The following is a 21,177-nucleotide window of genomic DNA, read 5'->3' on the forward strand; positions in this document are numbered from 1 at the left end:
TGTCTGGGTACTTCTACGATGGCTTTGAGTGTTTATGCACCTTTTAGCTGAGGTTACTTGCTGGGTCTAGTGCGATCGCGTAATTTAGAAGATTGTTGGTAATATTGTGGAAAATGCCTGGAACGCTGTGTATTACAATTAAGTAGAAATTCGTAACCTCCAAATTTTCTATACTCACAAAATTTTTATGCAACCCCGACAGGGTATTATTGAAATGTTCTCGACCTTTGTGCAGTTGGATGCAGATAGGTTCAGCGTTTGGACGACAGATAGCAAACTACACCGAAGTATCAAAAAATGCTTAGAAAAATACCCTCAGCAGAAATCTGATAATTTTTGGGTGCTTTACTGGTACAAAATCTGGCAAATAGAATCCAGTCCTCTTGCTGCGGGACATATTTCCGCTTATTTGCAAGAGGTATGCTACTGGGTTGCTAGAAAAATAGCCGTAAATTTTATCAGTCAATTTTCTATTGCTGATTGTTTTCAGATTGCTATTTCCTGCATTTATAAAATTCTCAGAAATTTTAATCCTGAATACAGTACAAATTTAAAAAGCTATGCAGAATATGCTTTTGAGCGTTTTCTCAAAGACTCACTACGTCTAGGAAAGGAAGCAGATATCTGCACTGACTGGGCTTTACTGCATAAAATTAGTCGGAAACGGTTGCTAAATTCTTTCAAGAATGCTGGTTTTAATAGTCAAATTATCAATAATTACGTCTTAGCTTGGGAATGTTTTAAGGAACTCTACACCAGTGACAGCCAAACTATCCGTCAGTTAGGAAAACCAGATACCACCACATGGCAAGCAATTACTCAGCTATACAATAGACAAAGCTTGAGCCAAATGACTCCAGAAACTTTGGAAAAATGGCTAATTACCTGTGCTAAATCTGTACGAGAGTTTCTTTACCCCAAGTTTGTGTCTGTAGATGCTCCTATTCATGGGCAAGAATCAGGTAATTTATTAGATACATTACCCGCAGATTTACCAGCATCTTTACTTACAGAAATTATTGCCCAAGAAGAATCCACAGCTAGACAAACACAACAAGCACAATTAAACCAAGTTTTGATAGATGCTCTAGCAGAATTAGATATTCAATCTCAAAAATTACTCCAAACTTATTATGAGCAAAAGCTGACTCAACAACAAATTGCCCAACAGCTAGAAATGAAGCAATATACAGTTTCTCGCCGTCTTAGCAGTATTAAACGCTCATTACTCACTACCCTAACGCAGTGGAGTCAAAATCATTTGCATATCTCCCCTACATCCGTCGTAGTGGATGGCGTAAGTAAAAGTCTGGAAGAATGGCTCAACAATTACTATAGAACCTCTTGAGATTATGTTTGATGCTGCTGTGGTTTTCCCTGTTGATAATGACTTGGTTCTAGAAATGATTCAGATATCACCATCTCTAGAGCATAATTACTCTACGGCTGGTGGTTATCAGCGTGCTTGGCTCAATCAAGTTTGTTTAACTACATTTTTAGATTGGTTGCACGAAGAAATTACACCCCATGCTAGAGTGCATCCCCAGACGGCTGCTTTACCGAGTGTTTGGGAAGTAGTCAATGGTACGGCTATGAGTTTTGATAACTCTCGCTTAGTGTTGATTCCTACCTTAGCAATGGATGTAGATGAGTTGCGTGTACCTCAAGAATGGGTGGATATTCCTGAATGGGTGGCTGATTATTACTTAGGGGTACAACTAAATTCTGATGAAGGCTGGATGCGAGTTTTTGGTTACACAACTCATCAACAACTGAAAACCTTGGGGGTTTATGATCCAGGCGATCGCACTTACAGTTTAGAATCTGATTATCTCATCCCCGACCTCAATGTACTTTGGATAAATCACCAATTGGCTCCTGAAGAAATCAGACGTGCGCCGGTTGCTTCCCTACCACCTTTACCCCAAACTCAAGCCGACAATTTACTGCAAAGATTAAGTAATGCAGATATCAAGTTCCCCCGCCTAGAAGTTCCCTTTCCCCTTTGGGGAGCATTGATAGCACACGGCGGTTGGCGACAACATTTGTATGAATTGCGCCAAGGAATTGTGCAACCAGCATCCATAGGGCAATGGCTTCAAGAAGGTGTATCAAATTTTGCTCAACAACTGGGTTGGGAACGGCGGCAGTTTTTGGCCTTGTCTTCAGGGATGAGGAGTTTAGAAAGCCAAGCAGCTATTTTAGGCTTATCTCGACAAATTTTAGTATCTGGTAATACTTATGAGTTACGAGTTTTTCCTAAAGGCCATCCAGATGAAAAAATTTGGCGTTTTGAATTACGCAATATAAATCCAGAAAATCTAATTCCTGTAGGATTTCAACTCAGGCTGCTCACAGAAGATTTACAACTATTTCCTAACAATGAAGATACAGCGACAACACCTGTAGACGAATTATACGTGGAGGTAATGTTGGAACCGGGTGAAGGGTTAGTTTGGGAAGTCACGCCTTTACCAGCAGAATATGAGCGCGAAATTTTACGTTTTTAGTGGCACAAGGACTGGTTCTTTATTGAACACAGGACACAGAGAAATTTCCGGGAGTGGGAAGTAGTGAAGAAGAAATTTATAAATTTTTGTTTGCTGGCTGTACTAACTATATTTATATGTGGCGTTGTGACTCCAGCCTTCGGGAATAGTTCTCAAAAGACAATTATTAATCAAAATTCACCATCTAAGATTGCTGAGAGCCGAATATTATATGAAAGTGGTAGATTTGCTGAGGCAGTGCAAATTTTACAGGAAGCAGTCCAAGTATATCAACAGCAGGGAGATACTTTAAAACAAGCTGTAGCTTTGAGTAATCTATCGCTGGCTTATCAACAACTTGGTAATTGGCAACAGGCGCAATTAGCTATTACCAATAGCTTAGATTTACAAGCAATAAATAATAATAAATTAGCAATTTTCGCTCAAACTCTAGATATTCAAGGACGCTTACAACTCTCAACAGGTAAGACAGAATTAGCTCTTAATACTTGGAAACAGACTGAAGATATTTACACCAAGTTAGGTGATGAAAATGGTATTGCTTTGGCACTACTTTATCAAGCTCAAGTATTACGCAATCAAGGTTTTAATCAGCAAGCTATTGAAAAACTAGAACAAGTAAATCAAACTCTAAAATCTCAAAGTGATTCTTTGGCGAAGGCAGCCGTTTTACTTTCCCTTGGTGATACACTAGAAAATGTGGGAGAGTTAGAAAAATCTCGTCTGGCTTTAGAACAAAGTTTAGCAATTCATCAAAGATTAAAATCACCAGAAAATATTGCTTTAAGTCTGCTCAGTTTAGGTAATAATGCGCGGAGGCAACAAAAAAATCCCCAGGCGATTGCATTTTATCAAAAAACATTTGATATATCATCTTCACCCCTAACAAAAGTTAAAGCACGGCTGAATCATTTCAATTTACTAATTGAAGAAAAACAATTTACAGATGCTCAAACCTTAACTTCAGAAATTCAATCTCTACTAGCACAACTTCCACTCTCACGCCCCTCGATTTACGCTCATATTAACTTTGCTCACAGTTTGGGTAGATTAAATACTCCCAAACCCCAAATTGCTCAACTTCTAGCTACATCTGTACAACAAGCCCGGAGCATAGATGATATCCGCGCCGAAGCCTATGCTTTGGGTAATTTAGGTAATTTGTATGAAAAAACACAACAATTTGCTGAAGCGATTAACCTGACACAACAGGCTTTGATGTTGGCGCAAACCAGCAACGCTCCAGAAATTACTTATTTGTGGCAATGGCAGATGGGTAGATTATTCAAAGCCCAAGGTAATTTTACAAGAGCGATCGCCGCCTATGATGCAGCTGTAGAAACATTGGAATCACTGCGTACTGATTTAGTAGCAGTCAATCAGGATATCCAGTTTAATTTCCGAGATAATGTAGAGCCAGTTTATCGTGAATCGGTGGCTTTATTGCTGCAAAATCCCGGTGAAAAACCTGATATTAAAACATTAGATAAAGCTAGAACCCGCATAGAATCACTACAGTTAGCAGAACTGGATAACTTTTTTAGAGAAGCTTGTTTACAAGGGCAGAGGGTACTTTTAGATCAATTAGTAGATAAAGAAAATCCCAACACTGCCGTACTTTATCCCATTATTCTGCCAGAACAACTCCAAGTAATTGTCAAAATTCCTCAACAACCACTGCGCCATTATACAGCTAATAAATCCCAGGTTGAAGTTGAGCGCACCTTGACACAACTACGGGAATATATTTTAGAACCGGATAGAACCGAGGAAGTCAAAGCCCTTTCCCAAGAAGTCTATAATTGGTTAATTAAACCTATTGCATCTGATTTAGCCACAAGTGAAGTTAATACTTTAGTATTTGTATTAGATGGAGAATTAAGAAATATACCCCTAGCTGCACTTTACGATGGCGAGAAATATTTAGTAGAAAAATACGCTGTTGCTCTTAGTTTAGGACTTCAGCTATTAACTCCCAAACCTCTGTCTGAAACTCCATTGAAAGTCATTGCTGCGGGTTTAGTGGAACCACCACCAGAGTTTTCCACATTCCCACCCTTACCAGGAATCAAGTTAGAATTTGACCTCATTGCTAAAACAGGAGCATCTACCAAAAAACTACTAGATAAAGACTTTACCAGTAGCACTCTAGAAAAAAATGTAAATACTCTTCCTTTTAATGTGTTACATTTGGCAACTCACGGGCAATTTAGTTCTCGTCCGGAAGAGACTTTCATTTTAGCCAATGATGGTTCTATTAATGTTTTAGAATTCGATAAATTACTCCGCAGTCAGAGTGAAACTAATACACAAATCTTAGAATTATTAGTTTTGAGTGCTTGTCAAACTGCCACAGGTGACAATCGTGCTACATTAGGGTTGGCAGGCACAGCAGTTAAAGCAGGCGCACGTAGCACACTCGCTTCACTGTGGCATATTAATGATCAATCTACTGCTATTTTAATTGGTGAATTTTATCATGAATTAGTCAATAATCAAGTGACAAAAGCAGAAGCCTTGCGTCGCGCTCAAGTAAAATTATTAACAAAATATCCTAATTATATGCGCCCTGGTTACTGGGCTGCTTATGTATTAGTTGGTAATTGGTTTTAAGCAATAACAGCCTCCAAATATCTTGTCATTGACATCCTCCGAGCATCAAACATGACTGAGGATGAACTGAAATTAGAAATTGCCATCTTGCTTTATGAGCAAGGTAAAATTAGCAGTGGCAAAGTCCGAGCCTGGACAAGAATCACAGTACTTGAATTCCAGCATGAACTGGCTAAACGCGGTTTACACATCAACTATGATGTAGAAGATTTCCAATCCGATATGCGGACACTGCAATCAATGGGTTTGTTGTGATTATAGTTAGCGACACATCACCGATCACAAACTTGGCAGCAATTGATCAGTTAATTGCTACTGCTGACTTTCGGGTTAGCCAAAAGTTGTATGCAATTGTCTTGCAATCTGCTGATGAGGGTTAAGACTTTGAGAGAACAAACGCCTTAAATCCCTTAGCTCGAACAATTTTCAACAGAGTAAAACGAAAACAACCAGACACTGCGTTGAAAAAGTACGAGTAGGTAATATTAGCCTACTTACCATAGACAGCAGCAGTTTTTGGGTGTTGGCTATTTGAACCGCAGGCATCGCTTTGGGGCAGAGTCCCTAGTCTGATATCAAATTCGATATCAAAGCAGCAATTTTACAGACTACCACAGCGCTGATGATACTTAGTGACTTCCGCAACAAGTGGCAATAGCCATTTCTTGTGTAAACGTTCAGGCAAAAACATTGTATGCAATGATAGTCGTTATTGGAAACATACATTATCGATAACGTATCTGTGAGCAATTATGCCTAACGAGCCACTGTTTGGGGAGATTGTTAAGTTAGAGTTGGAAGCGTGTTTGGATGCGCCGATTACTCGGTATTTTGACGCTCAACTTGACAAAGACCCAGATGTGTTGGCCCAACTGTTGGCAGATAAACGCAACCCCAATACTCGGCGTGCTTACGAGAAAGATTTACGGGATTTCTTTGTGAAGATGACTTTGATGCCGCCCAGTAGTGATAGCGTGCTGGAGTTTCTGCACTTGCAGCGAGAGCAAGCGGTGATGGTGGTACTGAAGTACAAGGCAAAACTGATAGCTTCGGGGGTGCGGGAGGCGACAATTAATCGGCGGTTGGCGGCGATTAAGTCGTTGGCGAAGATGGGGCGGAAGCTGGGGGTGTGCAATTATTCCCTGGAAGATGTGTCAGGGGAGAAGGTCAAGGCGTACCGGGATACGCGGGGGGTTGATAGCAAGACGATAGCACTGGTGTTACAACAGTTTGACCGGGAGACTTTGATTGGTAAACGCAACTATGCGATTTTTTTGGTGCTGTGGGGTTTGGCTTTGCGTCGTCAGGAAATCTGTCAGTTAGATGTGGGGGATTTTGATTTTTATGGGCGCAAGTTGCGGGTTTTAGGGAAGGGTAAGGGAACGAATGAAGAATATTTGGATATGTCCAAAGATGTGGCAGCGGCGATAGCAGATTGGTTAATTGCCAGGGGGGATTTGAATGCTAGTTTACCAATTTTTACGGCGTTGGATTTTCACAATGAGGGGCATAGATTGACTGCGGATGCTATCTATAAAATTGTGTCGGCAGCTTTTAAAAAAGCGGGTGTGAAGAAACAGATGTCACCGCACAGGGTGAGGCATTCGGCGATTACGGCGGCATTGGATGCGACGGATGGGAATATTAGAAAGGTGCAGAAGTTGAGCCGTCATGCTGACCCCAGGACGCTGATGATTTATGATGACAACCGGAATAAAGATTTGTGGGAAATGTCGGAATTGTTGACTGGTATGTTGAAGGATGCGGAGTGAGAAAAGTATTATTTGCCATCATGTATTATTTTGTATTAACTGTGTTACATTATGTTTGATAGTGTCTGTTATGCCTGATATTTTTCTCGACCGACGTGTGCCTTTTGTAAACGCTATCTTTCATTACTGTTGTCCTGTTATTGTCTCAGATGGAATTTGGGGTGAACAGCTATTGCAATTATGTATTACCCAAGCGGATTCCAGTTACTCAGCCGTAAATATTGCTCAAAAAGGTGATCTCTAACACAGATTTTGACTTGTAATCTGTAGGTCAACATTTCTATTTAAATTTGGGAATTATAGAAGTAGACGATGGATAAGTATAATCAAGCGAATTTTGAAATAATCCCAACGTTGGGACAGTTTTTGTGAGTTAAGAATGAATCCAGCAATTACAGTCACCCAAAAACAACTCTCAGAATTTCTGCTGAATGTGGCAGTAGTACGACCCGTATTTATTTGGGGAGCGCCAGGAATCGGTAAATCATCGTTAGTAGAAGCATTTGCGGCGGAAGTGGGAATACCCTGCGTTTCACTACTTGGTAGTCAACTAGCACCAGAAGACTTAATTGGTGTACCGCAGATTATAGATGGAACAAGTCGCTTCTGCCCACCCAGAATGATTGCACGAGAAGAACCCTATTGTCTGTTTTTGGATGAACTTAACGCTTGTTCTCACGAAGTACAGAAGGCATTTTACAGCCTGATTCATGAGCGACGAATTGGTGAATATCATCTCCCTAAAGATTCAATTGTCATTGGTGCAGGTAATCGCGCTCAAGATAGTGCAATTGTGAAACCTATGTCTTCACCTTTGCTAAATCGTATGGTTCATGTTCATTTAAAAGTTTCCCATCGAGACTGGTTAGATTGGGCAAAAAATCATAATATTCATCCTTGGGTAATTGAATATATTCAAACTCGCCCAGATCATCTATGGAGTCAACCTCCTAAACATGAAGAACCTTTTTCCACTCCTCGTTCTTGGCATATGTTAAGTGATACTCTACATGAATACGGAGAACGCCTCACAGATCATTGGCTAGAAGTTCTCGCTATGGGATGTCTTTCTCCTCATCATGGAACACAGTTCAAAGGTTTTATTAAACAAATTAAAAGTAAATATCAACTCACAGCTATTCTTAAAGGCGAAATTGGCTGGCCACACCAGCCAGAAGATAGAGATGTCCTCTATTTTTTAGCTCAATCATTCCGCGCTCAACTCATCAAAGAATTACCCCAAGAACGTCAAGCAATGACAGGTAGCCATAAAGATTTAGCTCATCGCGCCAAAGGACTACTCAAGGATTTAGCGGCTATCAGCTTTGAAATTGCCCAAATGGTGGTTTCTGAAACCGAGAAAGGAGATGTTTTACCTAGTTGGTTAATGGTAGAAATAGTTAGAGACTTGCCACGTTTAGTCAAAAAAGAAAATGCCACGTAAACAGGAGCAAAAAGATATTGCTAAACTACAATTTGAGCAAGGATATAATATCTTGCGACAGCATCCAATTTTTACATCTTTGCTTTATCATGCTAACATTAATCGTCAACCGAGTAATCAATGTCCGCCAAAAAATTGGGCTGTCATTAATAATTTAGGTACAATTCATATACATCCAACCCGACGGGGTTCTCCTGAAGAATGGGTTTATGTACTAGCTCATTGTCTCTTACATTTGGGCTTTGGTCACTTCCAAGAACGCACCCATTTCCGTGAATGGAATGCCGCTTGTAATTATTTTATTGCTAAGTTTATGGCAGATTTAAAATTAGGAACTGCCCCTGAAGAATACCTTTTTCTCCTCAAGTTTGCTAACCGCAATGAAGACAGTTTATATCAAGAATTTTGTGAGCGGGGTATTCCTGGAAATGACTTGGTTGATATGTTTATAGAAACTCCCAAAAGTCATTATTGGTATGCTAAAGTTGATTGGCAAGCTGTCTTTGGAGAAGGTTTAACAAGAGCCGTTACTAATGCTGTATCTGTAGCCGCAGGACAGGATATTTCTTTAGCAGGGGAAAGTAAAAATAACACTCCTGCACAAAAAGCTAAGGCTTGGTTTATTAATAGTTATCCTCTATTGGGAGCTTTAGCAACTAATTTTGAAATTATTGAAGATCCATTAATTTGTCAACGGTTAGAAATTTCTGTAGCTGCTATTGATGTAGAAAATAAGCAAATTTTTATTAATCCTGCCGGCGGTTTAACTAATGAAGAATACCGATTTGTGATGGCTCATGAATTGTTACACGCCGGACTGAGACATGATACCCGTCGTCAAGGAAGAGAGCCTTATTTGTGGAATGTTGCTTGTGATTATGTGATTAATTCTTGGTTAATAGAAATGGGGGTAGGTGAATTACCTCATGTGGGAGCATTGTATGATCCTGATTTGAAGAATTTATCAGCCGAGTCAATTTATGACCAAATAGTTAAAGATTTGCGCCTCTATCGCAAACTATCTACTTTGCGGGGTATCGGACAATGTGACATTTTGGAACCAGGAATATCAGATTGGTGGACTTATGGTGATGGTGTGGGATTGGATGAATTTTATCGCCGTTGTCTAAGTCAGGGACTTGCATATCACCATGAACAAAATCGGGGTTTTCTCCCGGCGGGTTTAATTGAAGAGATTCGCGCTTTGAGTTATCCGCCGATTCCTTGGGATGTGGAATTGGCTAAGTGGTTTGATAATTACTTTTCTCCTTTAATTAAAGTCAGGTCTTATGCTCGTCTCAGTCGCCGTCAATCTGCGACTCCCGATATTCCCCGTCCTCGTTATGTACCAGATAGCAACAATGAAGAAGGTCGCACATTTGGGGTAGTTTTAGATACTTCTGGTTCAATGGAGCGGGAGTTATTGGGAAAGGCGTTAGGAGCTATCTCTAGTTATAGTATTTCCCATGATGTTTCTTTTGTGCGGGTCGTTTTCTGTGATGCTTTTGCTTATGACCAAGGTTATCTAGCACCAGAATCGCTGGCAGATAGAGTTCAAGTCAAGGGTAGAGGCGGTACTGTTTTACAGCCAGGAATTGATTTATTGGAAAGAGCCGAGGATTTCCCGAAAAATGGGCCATTACTAATTATTACTGATGGATATTGCGATCGCGTACACATTCGGCGAGAACACGCTTTTTTAATTCCTGTAGGTCGGCATTTACCCTTTATTCCTAAAGGTCAGGTTTTGAGAATCAAGTAAGCTGTTCATTTAATCACTGACTAGGCCAGATTATGAGGCAATGCGTCAAGAAAAAGATTTAACTAGTGCAACTCCTCCAATCAACACGCAAAGTGACCTCATATCAGTAAACCTCCCGAACTCACCAATAGTGCGAAAATTCATGTCATTGTCGCACTATGTTGTATCACATGGGGGGGAGGGGGTTGGGGAGTAATTGTCAGATGATTGACATTTGGGGAGGGGGAGGAGGCGAAATTTTCTGACGTGAAAGTGTCGGGGTTGACGAGGAAGTAAGTGATCTGACGGTCAAAGAATAGGGCGGTAACAATTAAAACACTGTTTGAGGTCACTGGCAGTTTTAAATATTTTTGATAAAGGCTCACCATATTTTACCGATAGAAGACAGACAGGATAATGCCAATAAGCGAACCCAGGAGTAATACTAGACTGCTTATAGAACTGATACCAAAACCAATAACCCGCCTCTTAGCAGCTTGATAATATCCCCAAGCGTATGCAATTCGTCCTACCAACCAGACCACACCAAGTCCCGTTGCCCACAATGGACTAGCGTAGAAAGAAAATAACCATAACCCAGGCAAGAAGAAAACTAACTGTTCTAGAGTATTCAGCTGGACTCGCAGCACTCTTTCAAAGTCTGGATTTCCTGTCATTTGAGGAGCGGGTACATTATATTTGGCTCTATATCTACTGACATTAATTGTGAGAACCAAGTATAACAGCAGTGCCAAAGCAGTTATAAGACTAACTAAAGGTGACATATTCGAATCCTGACAAATCAAAAAATTAAGTATAGCTTCGCAATTAGGCAAGTATGAAAAGACAAAAGCTGTATCATTCTGCACGAATAGTAACTTCAAAAAAGGTTTACGGTGCTATGTGTATAGTGATTCAAGAGATAAAAATCCTGATTCAGCAAAAAGGTTCACCAACAATAAATCACTACTTTCATAATATTACCAGGATTCTTTCCAGCGACGTTTCATCCAGTACCCCATTGCAGCAGTAACAATAATTCCAGCAATTGTTTCCGGTTCGGGAACGGTAGTCAAACCAATAGTAGCTTTACCAGTACCAGTAGTTTGAATACACTGACTCAAAGGTGGACAAATTGTGACAACTTCCGATTCGATCTGACCGAGGAAAATGGAGGTATTTAACGGACTCGTAACTCTCCATCGAACTTGAAAGAAAGTCTCTATTCCCGCAAAAGGAGAAGAACCGCTTACTATCCCTTGACCAGTCACGTCAGCTATTAAATCTTCTCCATCAACCGTATATGAACCTGTTTCAAAGGGAGCAATAGGGATAGATTTTAGCCCCAAAGCACTCAAAAGAGGGAAATCAAGTAAGAAGTTGAGATCAAAAATAGTTTGGTTGGTGTTCGTATCGAAGGTGACTACACTTGGTAAATTGGGGTTTTGACTTGCAGAAATCACTCCAGTAGTAACTTCTCGACCACCAAGAGGTAAATTAACTGAATTGAAAGTGCCATGAAAATCAGAAAAAGTCTGTTTGATAATAGCGGCTGATGCTGATTTAGACAGTACAGAAAACAGTACAGTCACTGAGGCAAGGCAATAAATAGTTTTTCTAACAAACATACGCACCTGTTACTTAAATTTAGCTTTTAGCTGGAAAATTCCTGAGAATTACTGTACCGAATATATTGCACCATTCCTCAATAAATGGGGTTTGCTGCCACTGTAGCGATAAAATAACTCTTGTATCGCAGTCAGTTTTAACCAACCAAATTCTTAACTGATTCAGCAAAAATTTGCTAAGGTTGCAAACATGGTCAAGTTGCTTGTGAGTAAATTATGGTTTTGTCAGGTGGTTTTCGTGACTGAAAAAAGATGATTTGATAAAAAGCTTTCACAAAGCTACCATCTCTTCACTCTGAGATTTATGCTTTTGCAGATATTGCCTTCTAGCTTCATAAATCAGAAACAAAAACCTACCTTGATACACCTTGGATAACTTTTTCAGAAAATGAATTCAAGTCTTAGTATCCACCTAATCGACTTGACCGGACATTATCTGTTTCTGGGATCAACCGTAGGGGGTGACGGTAGCTAAACCAGTAGCCACAAGGTTTTCTTTAGTCCCTTTCACCGAAAACACATCAGCCCTGGTAATGACTTGGCTAAAAGTCGATTTAATCACATAACCTCTAGCAATCAATTTTTCCCCCACCGCCGGGGCGATAAAGTTCAGCTTGTATTCGGCAGTAACGACATCACCAACCTTAGAAGCTGCTGCCCAACAACAGGCACTATCAATTAAAAAACCAATCACAGCCCCGTGGGTAAACCCATTATGCTGCTTTAATTCCTCTCGCATAGAGACGATTAATTCAGCAAAGCCATCTTCACAAGCAGTGATTTCTGTGTTCATCCAGACTGTAAAGGGAGATGTCTGAATAGCTTCTCGTAGGGAAACAATATTAGCGGGAGTTCTGATTTTAGCAACAGGTTTGTTGAGTTTTTCAGTCTTGATTGTAGCATCCATAAATTAAGAAATTCCTGATATTGTGCAATCACGGCCTAGAAAAAAATCAACCAACGATTTCGGGATTAAACCTTTTAGCTTTTACTTGTTCTGGAGTTGGCTGTTTGACATTCCAAGCCCAACCTAGTTTTTCCAACAAGCTAATAAATGAGCCACTGGGATCTATTTGCCACCAATCAATATTTAGTAAGGCCGAACCAGGAAAAGCATGATGATTGTTGTGCCATGCTAATCCCAAGGTGGGAATTGCTAGAAACCAAATGTTAGCACTGTGACTGTTGGCTTGATCGATAAATGGACGAGTACCGAAGAGGTGACAACCGGCGCGAATAATCAAATCTCCCATCAGGGTCATCACGCAGAATCTGAAACATCCCCCCCAGAGAAAAGCAGTCCAAGCCCCGTAAGCAGTCCCGGTAAATAAGAACCCTAGTAAAGCTGGCAAGAGGAACGAGGACAAAACGATGCCATAAAAATAGTTATTGATCATCACCATTGCTGGTTCAGCAAGTACATCCTTGGCATATCTTTCAGGGGCAGCGATTTGGTTAGTTTTGGAGTTATACTTCCAGCCAAAAAAGGAGTGCCAGATATTTCTGAACTTAGACCAAGGTTTTTCAGCTTCAATGTAATGGGGGGTATGAGGATCGCCTACTTGATCTGCATAGATGTGATGACGACGATGATAAGCCACATACTCAAGAATGGGTGCTTCACCTGTCATTGAGCCAGCCAAGGCCAGCAGAATGCGTAGGGGTTTGACTACTTTATAGCTTTTATGGGCAAAGAGTCTGTGCATTCCTGCTTCTCCAGCTAACCCAACAAGGTTAAACATGAAAAGCAAAATTCCCAAGTCAATCCAACTAATGCCTTGATTCCGAAAAGATGCGATCGCCGCAATTACACCGATTAAACTGATAATGTCGATGGTAGGATACCACGCATATCTAATCCATTTCCTGATTCCAGAAAGGGGTGTATATTGAGGATGGCTATTATCTATTTCTATGGGTTGAAAAACTTCTGTTACTTCTGTGACTGAATACGGTTCTGGGATTTCACTCAGATAGCTTGGTTGTTGAATAGACATAAACTGTAACTTTTACCCTTCAGATACTTTCTTTGACTGTTTCGAGATTTTCAAGTTGTTGCAAGAGATACAGCAACTTGGTACGCTGCCTTTGAATTTTGCCACTGGTGGTTTTGGGAATGGAATTTAACGGCAGCAGTACAGTTTCATGTACTGTTAGTTGATAATGGTTATAGACAGATGTCTTAACTGCTTCTTTGATCTCATCAGCATAGCGATCAATTTGTGCAGCAAACTGGCGAACGACTTCATTAACCACCACCAGTTTCTGAGCATAAGTTCCAGCGACTGAGAACACAGCACAATTAACTTCGCTTAAGGCGGGGTGAGACAGTTTGACCGTTTCTTCAATATCTTGAGGGTAATAATTTTTCCCATCGATCACGATCAAATCTTTGAGCCGCCCCGTAATATAGAGTTGCTGCTGAGAATCGAGAAAGCCTAAATCTCCTGTCCGTAAAAATCTCAATCCATCCCGGTAAACGAATGTTTCCTGATTTTTATCTGATTGCTGCCAGTAACCTCGCGTAATACTTGGCCCTGCAATCCAAATTTCTCCGATGTGATGAGAAGGACATTCTTTGAAAGTTTGAGGATTGATGATGCGTAAAGACAATTCTGGCATCACCTGACCACTGCTCACCACCGTGCGGGTGTTGCCTTTCTGCCCAGACGCATCTGCATCAAGAACTTCATCGCTGCTACAAGGAATAGTCAAAGCCAAAGGTTCTTGAGATTTAGCTGTACCACTAACAATTAGGGTTGCTTCTGCCAAACCATAACAAGGTAAAAAGGCCGATTTTTTAAACCCATAGGGAGCAAAGATATCGCTAAATTGTTCTAGAGTATGCAGCTTGATATGTTCAGCCCCATTGTAGGCTACATCCCAAGAGGATAGGCATAATCCCTCCAGCGAAGCGGGATCGATGCGTTTGACACAGAGATCGTAGGCAAAATCAGGCCCCCCTGTAGTTGTCACTTTTTTGTCTGAGATTGTTTTCAACCAAAGTTTAGGCCGTTGGAGGAAAGTAACTGAAGACATTAAATAACAGGGAAATCCCACATATAAAGGCTGAAAGACACTACCAATCAGTCCCATGTCGTGAAATAGGGGAAGCCAAGCTAACCCGATACTTGTGCTGCTGTGACCGAAGGTTCGCTGAATCATTTTCTGGTTAGCAATGATATTCTCATGACTCACGATTACTCCTTTGGGAAAAGAGGTAGAGCCAGAGGTATATTGCAAAAAGGCAATTTCGTTACTTTGGCGGTCAACTGGGGTGAGGAGAGGGTCTAAAGTATCCAGCGAGGGAAAAGTCTGGATTTGATGAGATGTGCCTAAGCTCTCTTTCTCAAATAAGTCTCGGACAGTTGCGTCAGTTACAACTAAACTAGCATCGCAATCAGTAAAAATCCGTTGATAGTGTTCGCAGTTATGTTTGCGGTTGGGTGAACTGAGGGGAACTGGAATGCGGTTGGTGTAAAGACAAGCGAGAAAGGTAATCACAAATTCAGGGCTGGTAGGCAACTGAATCGCCACGCGATCGCCGCTTGCGGTTTTTTCGCTCAACCATGTCCCTAACTTTTGGATTGCTGTTAGTAAACTGGCGTAGGTGAGGTGAGCATATTCCCTACCTCTAGTATCCAGAAAGTAATAGAGAGGCTGATGGGGTTGATTTTCTGCTCTTAAGAGTAATTTGTCAATCAAACTATTCAAGTGACGAGAACTCATCGGTTTTCTTCCTTCGCGTCAGAGAGTGGAAATAGTTTTTAGTTAAGCCCTGATCCTGACGAAATTGAAGTAGATTCAAGGGCTAAAACTCTGGGGATTTTATGAGTAAAAATTACTCTATATTCCTTAACCGGCAGGGATGAAAGTCACAGGTAGATGGGTTAAGGTACGGGTGATAAACCCCTCTGGATGCCAACGATAATCGGAAGAACCCAATCTGATCTCTTGTACCTGTTCACAGAGGTAAGTAAACAGAAGTTGGCCTTCTAGTCGGGCGATCATCTGTCCTAAGCAATTGTGTATGCCATGCCCAAAAGCAATCTGAGCAGCAGCATCTCGCGTGATATCAAAAGCATTAGGATTGTCAAATTGCGCCTCATCTCGATTGGCAGAAGCAAGACAGAGCAGCATTTTCTCCCCTTTTTGAATAGTCTGAGAGCCTACTTGTAGGTCGCTGACGGCTAGGCGTACTGTTTGCTGTAAGGGTGGGTCAAAGCGGAGAATTTCATTAATAACTTGTTTGCTAGTAGCTTTTCCCTCTCGGAAGATTTGCCACTGTTCGGGGTGTTGAATAAAGGCTAGAACGCCATTAGTAAGCAAACCCTTGGATGTTTCGTGACCAGCAACGTAAGTCATCACACAAGCTATACATAGTTCACTATCTGAGAGTTGATCTTCTCCGACTCTGGCTTGAATTAATTTACTTAGTAAATCGTCTCCCAAATGGATTTTGCGATCATCAATTATTTCTTGGAAAATGGCTATACAGGATTGTAAATCTTGCTCAATGCGACGGATACGCATTTTGGTCAACAAACTCGGTTCTAAGATAGACCGGACGCGGTGAATATATTCATCGATAGTCTTGATGTACTTGTCAGGAATGCCGAGCAGATGAGAAAGAGTATACAAGGGTATTTGATGGGCAATCTGAGCAAAATCAAAACTTTCTTCCTGAATTTTCGGAGCAACTAACTCTGCAATTAGCTGCTGAACGTGGGCAGTATGGGCGTTAATGCTAGTGTTACTAAAAGCTTGTCCTGCCAACCGACGCAAGCGTGCATGATCTGGGGGGTCGGTAAAGACGATCGCTTTTTTGCCCAATTCCACCAAGCCGGGAATATCACCAACCTTTTGCTGCACCACGTACTGGGGAATGTAGTTAACGCTGACCGCATCCGAGTTCAACACTTGGATAATATCTTGATATTTGGTCATGATCCACATATCTAAAGTATGGTGAATCGGATTTTGTTGGCGTAATACTTGATAAGTAGTGTAAGGATCTTCCCGGAAACCAGGTGCAAAGGGGTTAAATTTAACGGGAGACTGAGCGGTAGTTATCATTTTAAATACGACTCCTTATTAGCAGATAGCAGAAGCTATTCGATCATCCTGGTTTATTTAGCTAAGGATTGCATTTCAAATCGTAGTAGTAAGATTTGTCCGAAGTAAAAACCCGCAACTGCTAACTTCAAATACTGTTCGTACTTACGATAGAGTTCTTCACCAAACTGCTCTACAATCAGCAATTTTTGACGGCGGAGATTTTTCAGCCATAAATCGCAAGTTTTACCATAATGGAGGCGATCGTTGCGATAGGTTTTGATTTCAAATAACCCATCAGATGCCATAAAAATTTCACCAGGACGAGGTAATTCGGAATCAGGAAAAATTTCCGTTTGGGTGAACACATTTTTATCTTCAGCATTTAACGACCCATAGGCGATCGTCTGCAAGGATAACTTACCTTTAGGTTTTAACCACTCTTGACAACGGCTGAAAAACTCTCGGTAGACACTAACTTTTTCTTCTAGCGAAGCTCCTGGTTGAGCAAAGTGTTCAAACGCACCGATGGAAACGATCGCATCATAAGCATCTGTTGGCTGATGGACAATCCAGCTCTCTTCGCAGACTTGGATATTAGGGATATTGAGAGCGCGGATATGCAGATATTGATTGTGGCTCAACGTCAACCCTGTAGCATCATTATGGGGATCTGAGTTGATATGGCGTTGCATTAATGCTCCCCAACCACAGCCAATATCTAACAGTCTTTTGCCAGTGGTTGCACCTGAAGCATTCAAATGCCAATCAATTTTTCTCTGTTGGGCTGTTTCTAGGTCATCATCCAAGGTGGGAGAATCCCATAAACCAGAAGAGTAAGTCAAACTAGAATCTAGCCAGAGGGTGTAAAATTCGTTGCTGACATCGTAGTGGTGCTGGATAGCTTCTGCACTACCACCCCGGTTGGTTAAACTTGCTACCATCTTAGGCACTCCTAACAACATTTTCTGAAGTGTTTTCTTCTTGAACCATTTCGGCTAAATAGGTAGAAACTTGAGCAATTGTATTGAACTCAAAAAATAGAGAAGGACTTAGCTCAAAACCTAACCATTCTTCCAAATCTCCTACTAGAGAAACGGCTGCCGAAGAATTGAGTCCAAAACGTTCAAATTCGTAGTTCTCGTCAATTTTTTCTGGCTCTACTTCGAGGATATCTGCTAAGTAGGTTCTGATCCATTTGCTAATTTGCTCTTGAGTTTTCATGACATCTCCTGATTTAAAGTTCTAGCTGAATTAGGCGTTGAGTTCACGGGCTTGAATTTTTTCTGTAGTAGGAACTTTGACATCCCAAGCCAGATGTAAAACTTCCAGTAATTGAATGAACCAGTACCCTGGATCTAGGCGATACCACTCTAAGCCAAAGGAAGCGGAAGCAGGAAACGCGTGATGATTGTTGTGCCATGACTCACCAAAGGTCAATAGAGCAATCAGTCCAAAATTATGACTGTGTTCTTCGGTCTGAAAACGTTTCATACCAAAGCAGTGCAAGAAGGAGTTAATTGACCAAATAGTGTGTCCTCCCCAAAGGATTCTCAACACGCCTCCCCAAATAAATCCTGCTAAAGCTCCCGCTAAACTCCAGTGGTACAATCCCCCTAAGAGTGTAGGCAACACGAAACCAAGGGCAGCCCACCAGTAGTAGTAGCGATCAACTTTGAGAAGGGTTTTGTTTTTGATTAAATCGGGTACATAGTGGACAACACTGGGATATTCGTGCTTATACATCCAAATCACATGGGAGTGAACTAAACCTTGGATGCGATCACGCCAATTACTACCGTGAAGATTTGGTGAGTGAGGATCGCCAGGTTTATCACTCAATTCATGGTGGCGGCGATGTAACGCTGACCATGAGATCACACCCCCTTGACCAGCCATTGCACCCCAAATAGCCAGAATGACTTGAACTGCGTCATTGGTCTTATAGGAACGATGAGTAAATAACCGATGGTAGCCAGACGATACCCCAAATCCTGTAATTAGCCAAAATAAAACAAACAGGAATAACTCAAATGGTCCAAATGGAAGATAAGGTATTAGCAGCAGAGCTATTAAAGTTCCTACAAAGGGCAAGATTTGAAAGAGGATAAAATGCCTCTTTTGCAGACTGTGAATAAAGGGGTTGTTAACCACTTTTTTCCGTTTTGTGTCGTCAGTAAAAATTGACTCGACATCTACTTCTGTATTCATTGGCTTTTGTTCAAGCTGCTAGTTTAGCATTGCTGAATATAGTTATGAATTGAATAAACTTCGGTTAACAAAGTTATCTGTTGAAGTGTGCAGGGGAAGAGAAGAGTCATTAAATAGTAACTTTCTTCCCCCCAACCTCAAGAGCTTGTCCGAAAAGTATTGCTTATGAATTGTCATTCTGAGTGCAAGAAATTAGAGTGAAGAATCTCAATAGATGCTTCATTTCGCTACATTCAGCATGAAAAAAATCAAATTCATACTTCAAATCCCAATGCTGTTATTGTTTACTACAGATTGACTTGTAATGTTTACGCAAAAAAACACTCAAGTTATGCCGTAGCAAATACGCTTGCCTTCGTAATGCTTACTGGGCAAAGGTTATGTTAATTGTTTTATTTTGTAACAATACCTTCGCCAATTTACGAGGGTGAGATGGATTAAAGTGCGAACTCAGCCCAGTGTGGGTTACTCTACCAAAGCCTGGAATCCCCCCATATACTAGGTTTCTCCAGAACGAATCGCACTATGTGCAAAATGGGACACGTTGTAAACAAATGTTACGAAACGTCCTTTGAAGATTTACTAACTTGCCCAAAAATGGTTTTAGAACATTCAAATTTTTGCACACTAAAATCAACTCTTCGCGCTATTAAGTCCCCGAAACTTGCCCATTAAGGCATCACCGTGGGCGGGATTATAGCGATATAGTCCTGCTACCCGACCACGGTGATGCCAACTACAGCGAATTACTTCACGTTGTGGCAAGAGACTCAATATTGATTTGGTGACGCGTGGCGTGAATAACCCGATATTTTTTATCACTCCAGCCCATACAATGACTGAGCGTATTGTTTCAACTCTGGACATCAATGAAATTATTCATTGGTTGCGTCGGCAAGATTTGTTAGAGGAGTAACATCAAAAGGATTTAGTTAATCTTCAAAATTAATTGGCTTACCGTTGAAGTGCTGGTAAATGCGCTCAGGGTGTATCCAGGTTGGTAGTGTCCTTTCCTCGTCTTCTAAATTATTGCCGTTCTCATCTACAAGCCCATAACGGACAACTACCCTAGATAGTGGTGTTTCACCATTGGCGCTAAACTTCTCCAGTAAAATTGTTCCTGCCTTCCGTGAGGCAGCTGTACCATCTGGGAATGATTCATTGGTGGCATTATGGGTGATTCCCAACAAGTATTCTTTGGCTTTGCGGGTGTCGGTGAGGGACATTTTGAAGAAAGCGATCGCATTTTCACTGCACATTGGCAATGATTTTAAATTGGTAAATTCATCAACTATTACCTGCTGCTTTTTAGTCGGTTTTTCCTTAATCCGTTGCAGCCACCTGTCACAACAATCTTCAAATGCTGTGCTGATTTCCGACTCTGACTCTGCTTTGCTGGTAGCATCGAGAAGTTGCCATACATCGGCGTTGTCACCTGTGGCGTGTCTATCAATTAACTGATAAATTGGGGCATCAAGGCAGTATTTTCTGATAAGTGCGATCGCACCAGCAGTATATGTCTTGCCTGAGCCTTGATTCCCAATCAACCACAATGGTTTGAGTGAATTGATAATTTTCCACAAATACCCATCTTCATGATTTTTCAGGGCATCTATGAGGGCATCTCTTAGCTGTTCACTGGGAGATTGGGAACTGGCTTTGTGTTCATCCTGGGGATTGCTAGACAATTTACTCAGTTTCTTGTTCGTTTCGGCAATATGTAACTTATTGTCAGCAATAACCTTGTCCATATCTGACAGATGCAACTCATGATTCTTCAGGGACAATTCACCCTGTAAAGTTCCATTAAGGTGGTCTAGCTGTTGTTCTCCTGGGGATTTCATAGCCTCAATTGTTTCAGCAGTTTGTCGGGCGATTGCTTGCTTGGTTATCTCAGATTGCTGTTGTTTACTAAACTGGGTTAGGTCGATGTGATTGCTAACAATAATGTCGTTCTCCAATGCTTTGATTTTGAGCAATGCGAATTGGCTATGAATGGCTTTCTCTTGCTTGTCAGTGAGTGATTTACTGAGACTATATGCAACGAGCAGCGCCACACTTCCACCAATTCCAAATAGATAAGCGGTGCTGTCTTCTGGTGGTAAAACTCTCAACACTCGGATATTAATATCAAATAGTTGATTGCGGCGTTCATTATCAATGATGTGAGCAATTCCCCGGCGCACACTTGACCCTCTACAAT

19 protein-coding genes are annotated in these 21,177 nt (G+C 41.1%); 8 read left to right on the forward strand and 11 right to left on the reverse strand.

Translation table 11 applies throughout. The features are described from left to right. The first annotated feature begins 187 nt into the window (after nucleotides 1–187). The 8 genes from ACM0OS_RS15720 to ACM0OS_RS15755 all read left to right on the forward strand — a co-directional run bounded on the left by ACM0OS_RS15720 (nucleotide 188) and on the right by ACM0OS_RS15755 (nucleotide 10,101). A complete protein-coding gene (locus ACM0OS_RS15720) occupies nucleotides 188–1,348 on the forward strand; it encodes a sigma-70 family RNA polymerase sigma factor (protein WP_414544128.1) in 1,161 nt (386 codons plus the stop codon). A 4-nt stretch (nucleotides 1,349–1,352) separates the two neighbouring features. Then, the gene (locus ACM0OS_RS15725; RefSeq protein WP_414544129.1) at nucleotides 1,353–2,510 is read left to right on the forward strand and encodes a DUF1822 family protein; all 1,158 of its coding nucleotides are present in this window, start codon (nucleotides 1,353–1,355) and stop codon (nucleotides 2,508–2,510) included. Between the two features lie 63 nt (nucleotides 2,511–2,573). After that, nucleotides 2,574–5,123 (forward strand): CHAT domain-containing protein, encoded by a 2,550-nt coding sequence (locus tag ACM0OS_RS15730; protein ID WP_414544130.1) that lies wholly within the window; start codon nucleotides 2,574–2,576, stop codon nucleotides 5,121–5,123. Nucleotides 5,124–5,156: 33 nt separating this feature from the next. Next, nucleotides 5,157–5,378 (forward strand): UPF0175 family protein, encoded by a 222-nt coding sequence (locus ACM0OS_RS15735; protein ID WP_414544146.1) that lies wholly within the window; start codon nucleotides 5,157–5,159, stop codon nucleotides 5,376–5,378. Beyond that, complete coding sequence (locus ACM0OS_RS15740; protein ID WP_414544131.1) at nucleotides 5,375–5,503, forward strand: hypothetical protein; 129 nt, start codon at nucleotides 5,375–5,377, stop codon at nucleotides 5,501–5,503. Before ACM0OS_RS15735 ends, ACM0OS_RS15740 begins: the two co-directional genes overlap by 4 nt. Before the next feature lie 372 nt (nucleotides 5,504–5,875). Next, nucleotides 5,876–6,895 carry a tyrosine-type recombinase/integrase gene (locus tag ACM0OS_RS15745; protein ID WP_414544132.1) on the forward strand — a complete coding sequence of 340 codons (1,020 nt, stop codon included), beginning with the start codon at nucleotides 5,876–5,878 and terminating at the stop codon, nucleotides 6,893–6,895. A 379-nt stretch (nucleotides 6,896–7,274) separates the two neighbouring features. Beyond that, a complete protein-coding gene (locus tag ACM0OS_RS15750) occupies nucleotides 7,275–8,339 on the forward strand; it encodes an AAA family ATPase (protein ID WP_414544133.1) in 1,065 nt (354 codons plus the stop codon). Continuing rightward, entirely contained in the window at nucleotides 8,329–10,101 is a 1,773-nt protein-coding gene (locus ACM0OS_RS15755) for a DUF2201 family putative metallopeptidase (RefSeq protein ID WP_414544134.1), read from the forward strand. The genes ACM0OS_RS15750 and ACM0OS_RS15755 overlap by 11 nt, the downstream gene beginning before the upstream one ends. A gap of 371 nt (nucleotides 10,102–10,472) precedes the next feature. Here the strand turns inward: ACM0OS_RS15755 and ACM0OS_RS15760 are convergent, their stop codons facing one another. The 11 genes from ACM0OS_RS15760 to ACM0OS_RS15810 form a co-directional block, all read right to left on the reverse strand. Beyond that, nucleotides 10,473–10,865, reverse strand: a complete 393-nt coding sequence (locus ACM0OS_RS15760) for an MAPEG family protein (protein ID WP_414544135.1) — start codon at nucleotides 10,863–10,865, stop codon at nucleotides 10,473–10,475. 195 nt (nucleotides 10,866–11,060) lie between these two features. Continuing rightward, entirely contained in the window at nucleotides 11,061–11,708 is a 648-nt protein-coding gene (locus tag ACM0OS_RS15765) for a PEP-CTERM sorting domain-containing protein (protein WP_414544136.1), read from the reverse strand. Nucleotides 11,709–12,156: 448 nt separating this feature from the next. After that, nucleotides 12,157–12,615, reverse strand: coding sequence for a PaaI family thioesterase (locus ACM0OS_RS15770; RefSeq protein WP_414544137.1), 459 nt, complete (start codon nucleotides 12,613–12,615; stop codon nucleotides 12,157–12,159). A gap of 46 nt (nucleotides 12,616–12,661) precedes the next feature. After that, entirely contained in the window at nucleotides 12,662–13,705 is a 1,044-nt protein-coding gene (locus ACM0OS_RS15775; protein WP_414544138.1) for an acyl-CoA desaturase, read from the reverse strand. Between the two features lie 19 nt (nucleotides 13,706–13,724). Next, nucleotides 13,725–15,437 (reverse strand): fatty acyl-AMP ligase, encoded by a 1,713-nt coding sequence (locus ACM0OS_RS15780; protein WP_414544139.1) that lies wholly within the window; start codon nucleotides 15,435–15,437, stop codon nucleotides 13,725–13,727. 126 nt (nucleotides 15,438–15,563) lie between these two features. After that, the gene (locus tag ACM0OS_RS15785) at nucleotides 15,564–16,784 is read right to left on the reverse strand and encodes a cytochrome P450 (protein ID WP_414544140.1); all 1,221 of its coding nucleotides are present in this window, start codon (nucleotides 16,782–16,784) and stop codon (nucleotides 15,564–15,566) included. Nucleotides 16,785–16,837: 53 nt separating this feature from the next. Then, the gene (locus ACM0OS_RS15790; RefSeq protein ID WP_414544141.1) at nucleotides 16,838–17,707 is read right to left on the reverse strand and encodes a class I SAM-dependent methyltransferase; all 870 of its coding nucleotides are present in this window, start codon (nucleotides 17,705–17,707) and stop codon (nucleotides 16,838–16,840) included. Nucleotide 17,708: 1 nt separating this feature from the next. Then, entirely contained in the window at nucleotides 17,709–17,987 is a 279-nt protein-coding gene (locus ACM0OS_RS15795; RefSeq protein ID WP_414544142.1) for an acyl carrier protein, read from the reverse strand. A gap of 30 nt (nucleotides 17,988–18,017) precedes the next feature. Next, nucleotides 18,018–18,974, reverse strand: coding sequence for an acyl-CoA desaturase (locus ACM0OS_RS15800; RefSeq protein WP_414544143.1), 957 nt, complete (start codon nucleotides 18,972–18,974; stop codon nucleotides 18,018–18,020). A gap of 633 nt (nucleotides 18,975–19,607) precedes the next feature. Continuing rightward, entirely contained in the window at nucleotides 19,608–19,841 is a 234-nt protein-coding gene (locus tag ACM0OS_RS15805; protein ID WP_414544144.1) for a hypothetical protein, read from the reverse strand. Between the two features lie 65 nt (nucleotides 19,842–19,906). Continuing rightward, nucleotides 19,907–21,177 (reverse strand): hypothetical protein (locus ACM0OS_RS15810; RefSeq protein WP_414544145.1); only part of this gene is annotated, 1,271 nt, incomplete at its 5' end.

The organism is Nostoc sp. CCY0012 (assembly GCF_963920855.1).
Taxonomy (GTDB): domain Bacteria; phylum Cyanobacteriota; class Cyanobacteriia; order Cyanobacteriales; family Nostocaceae; genus Cyanocohniella.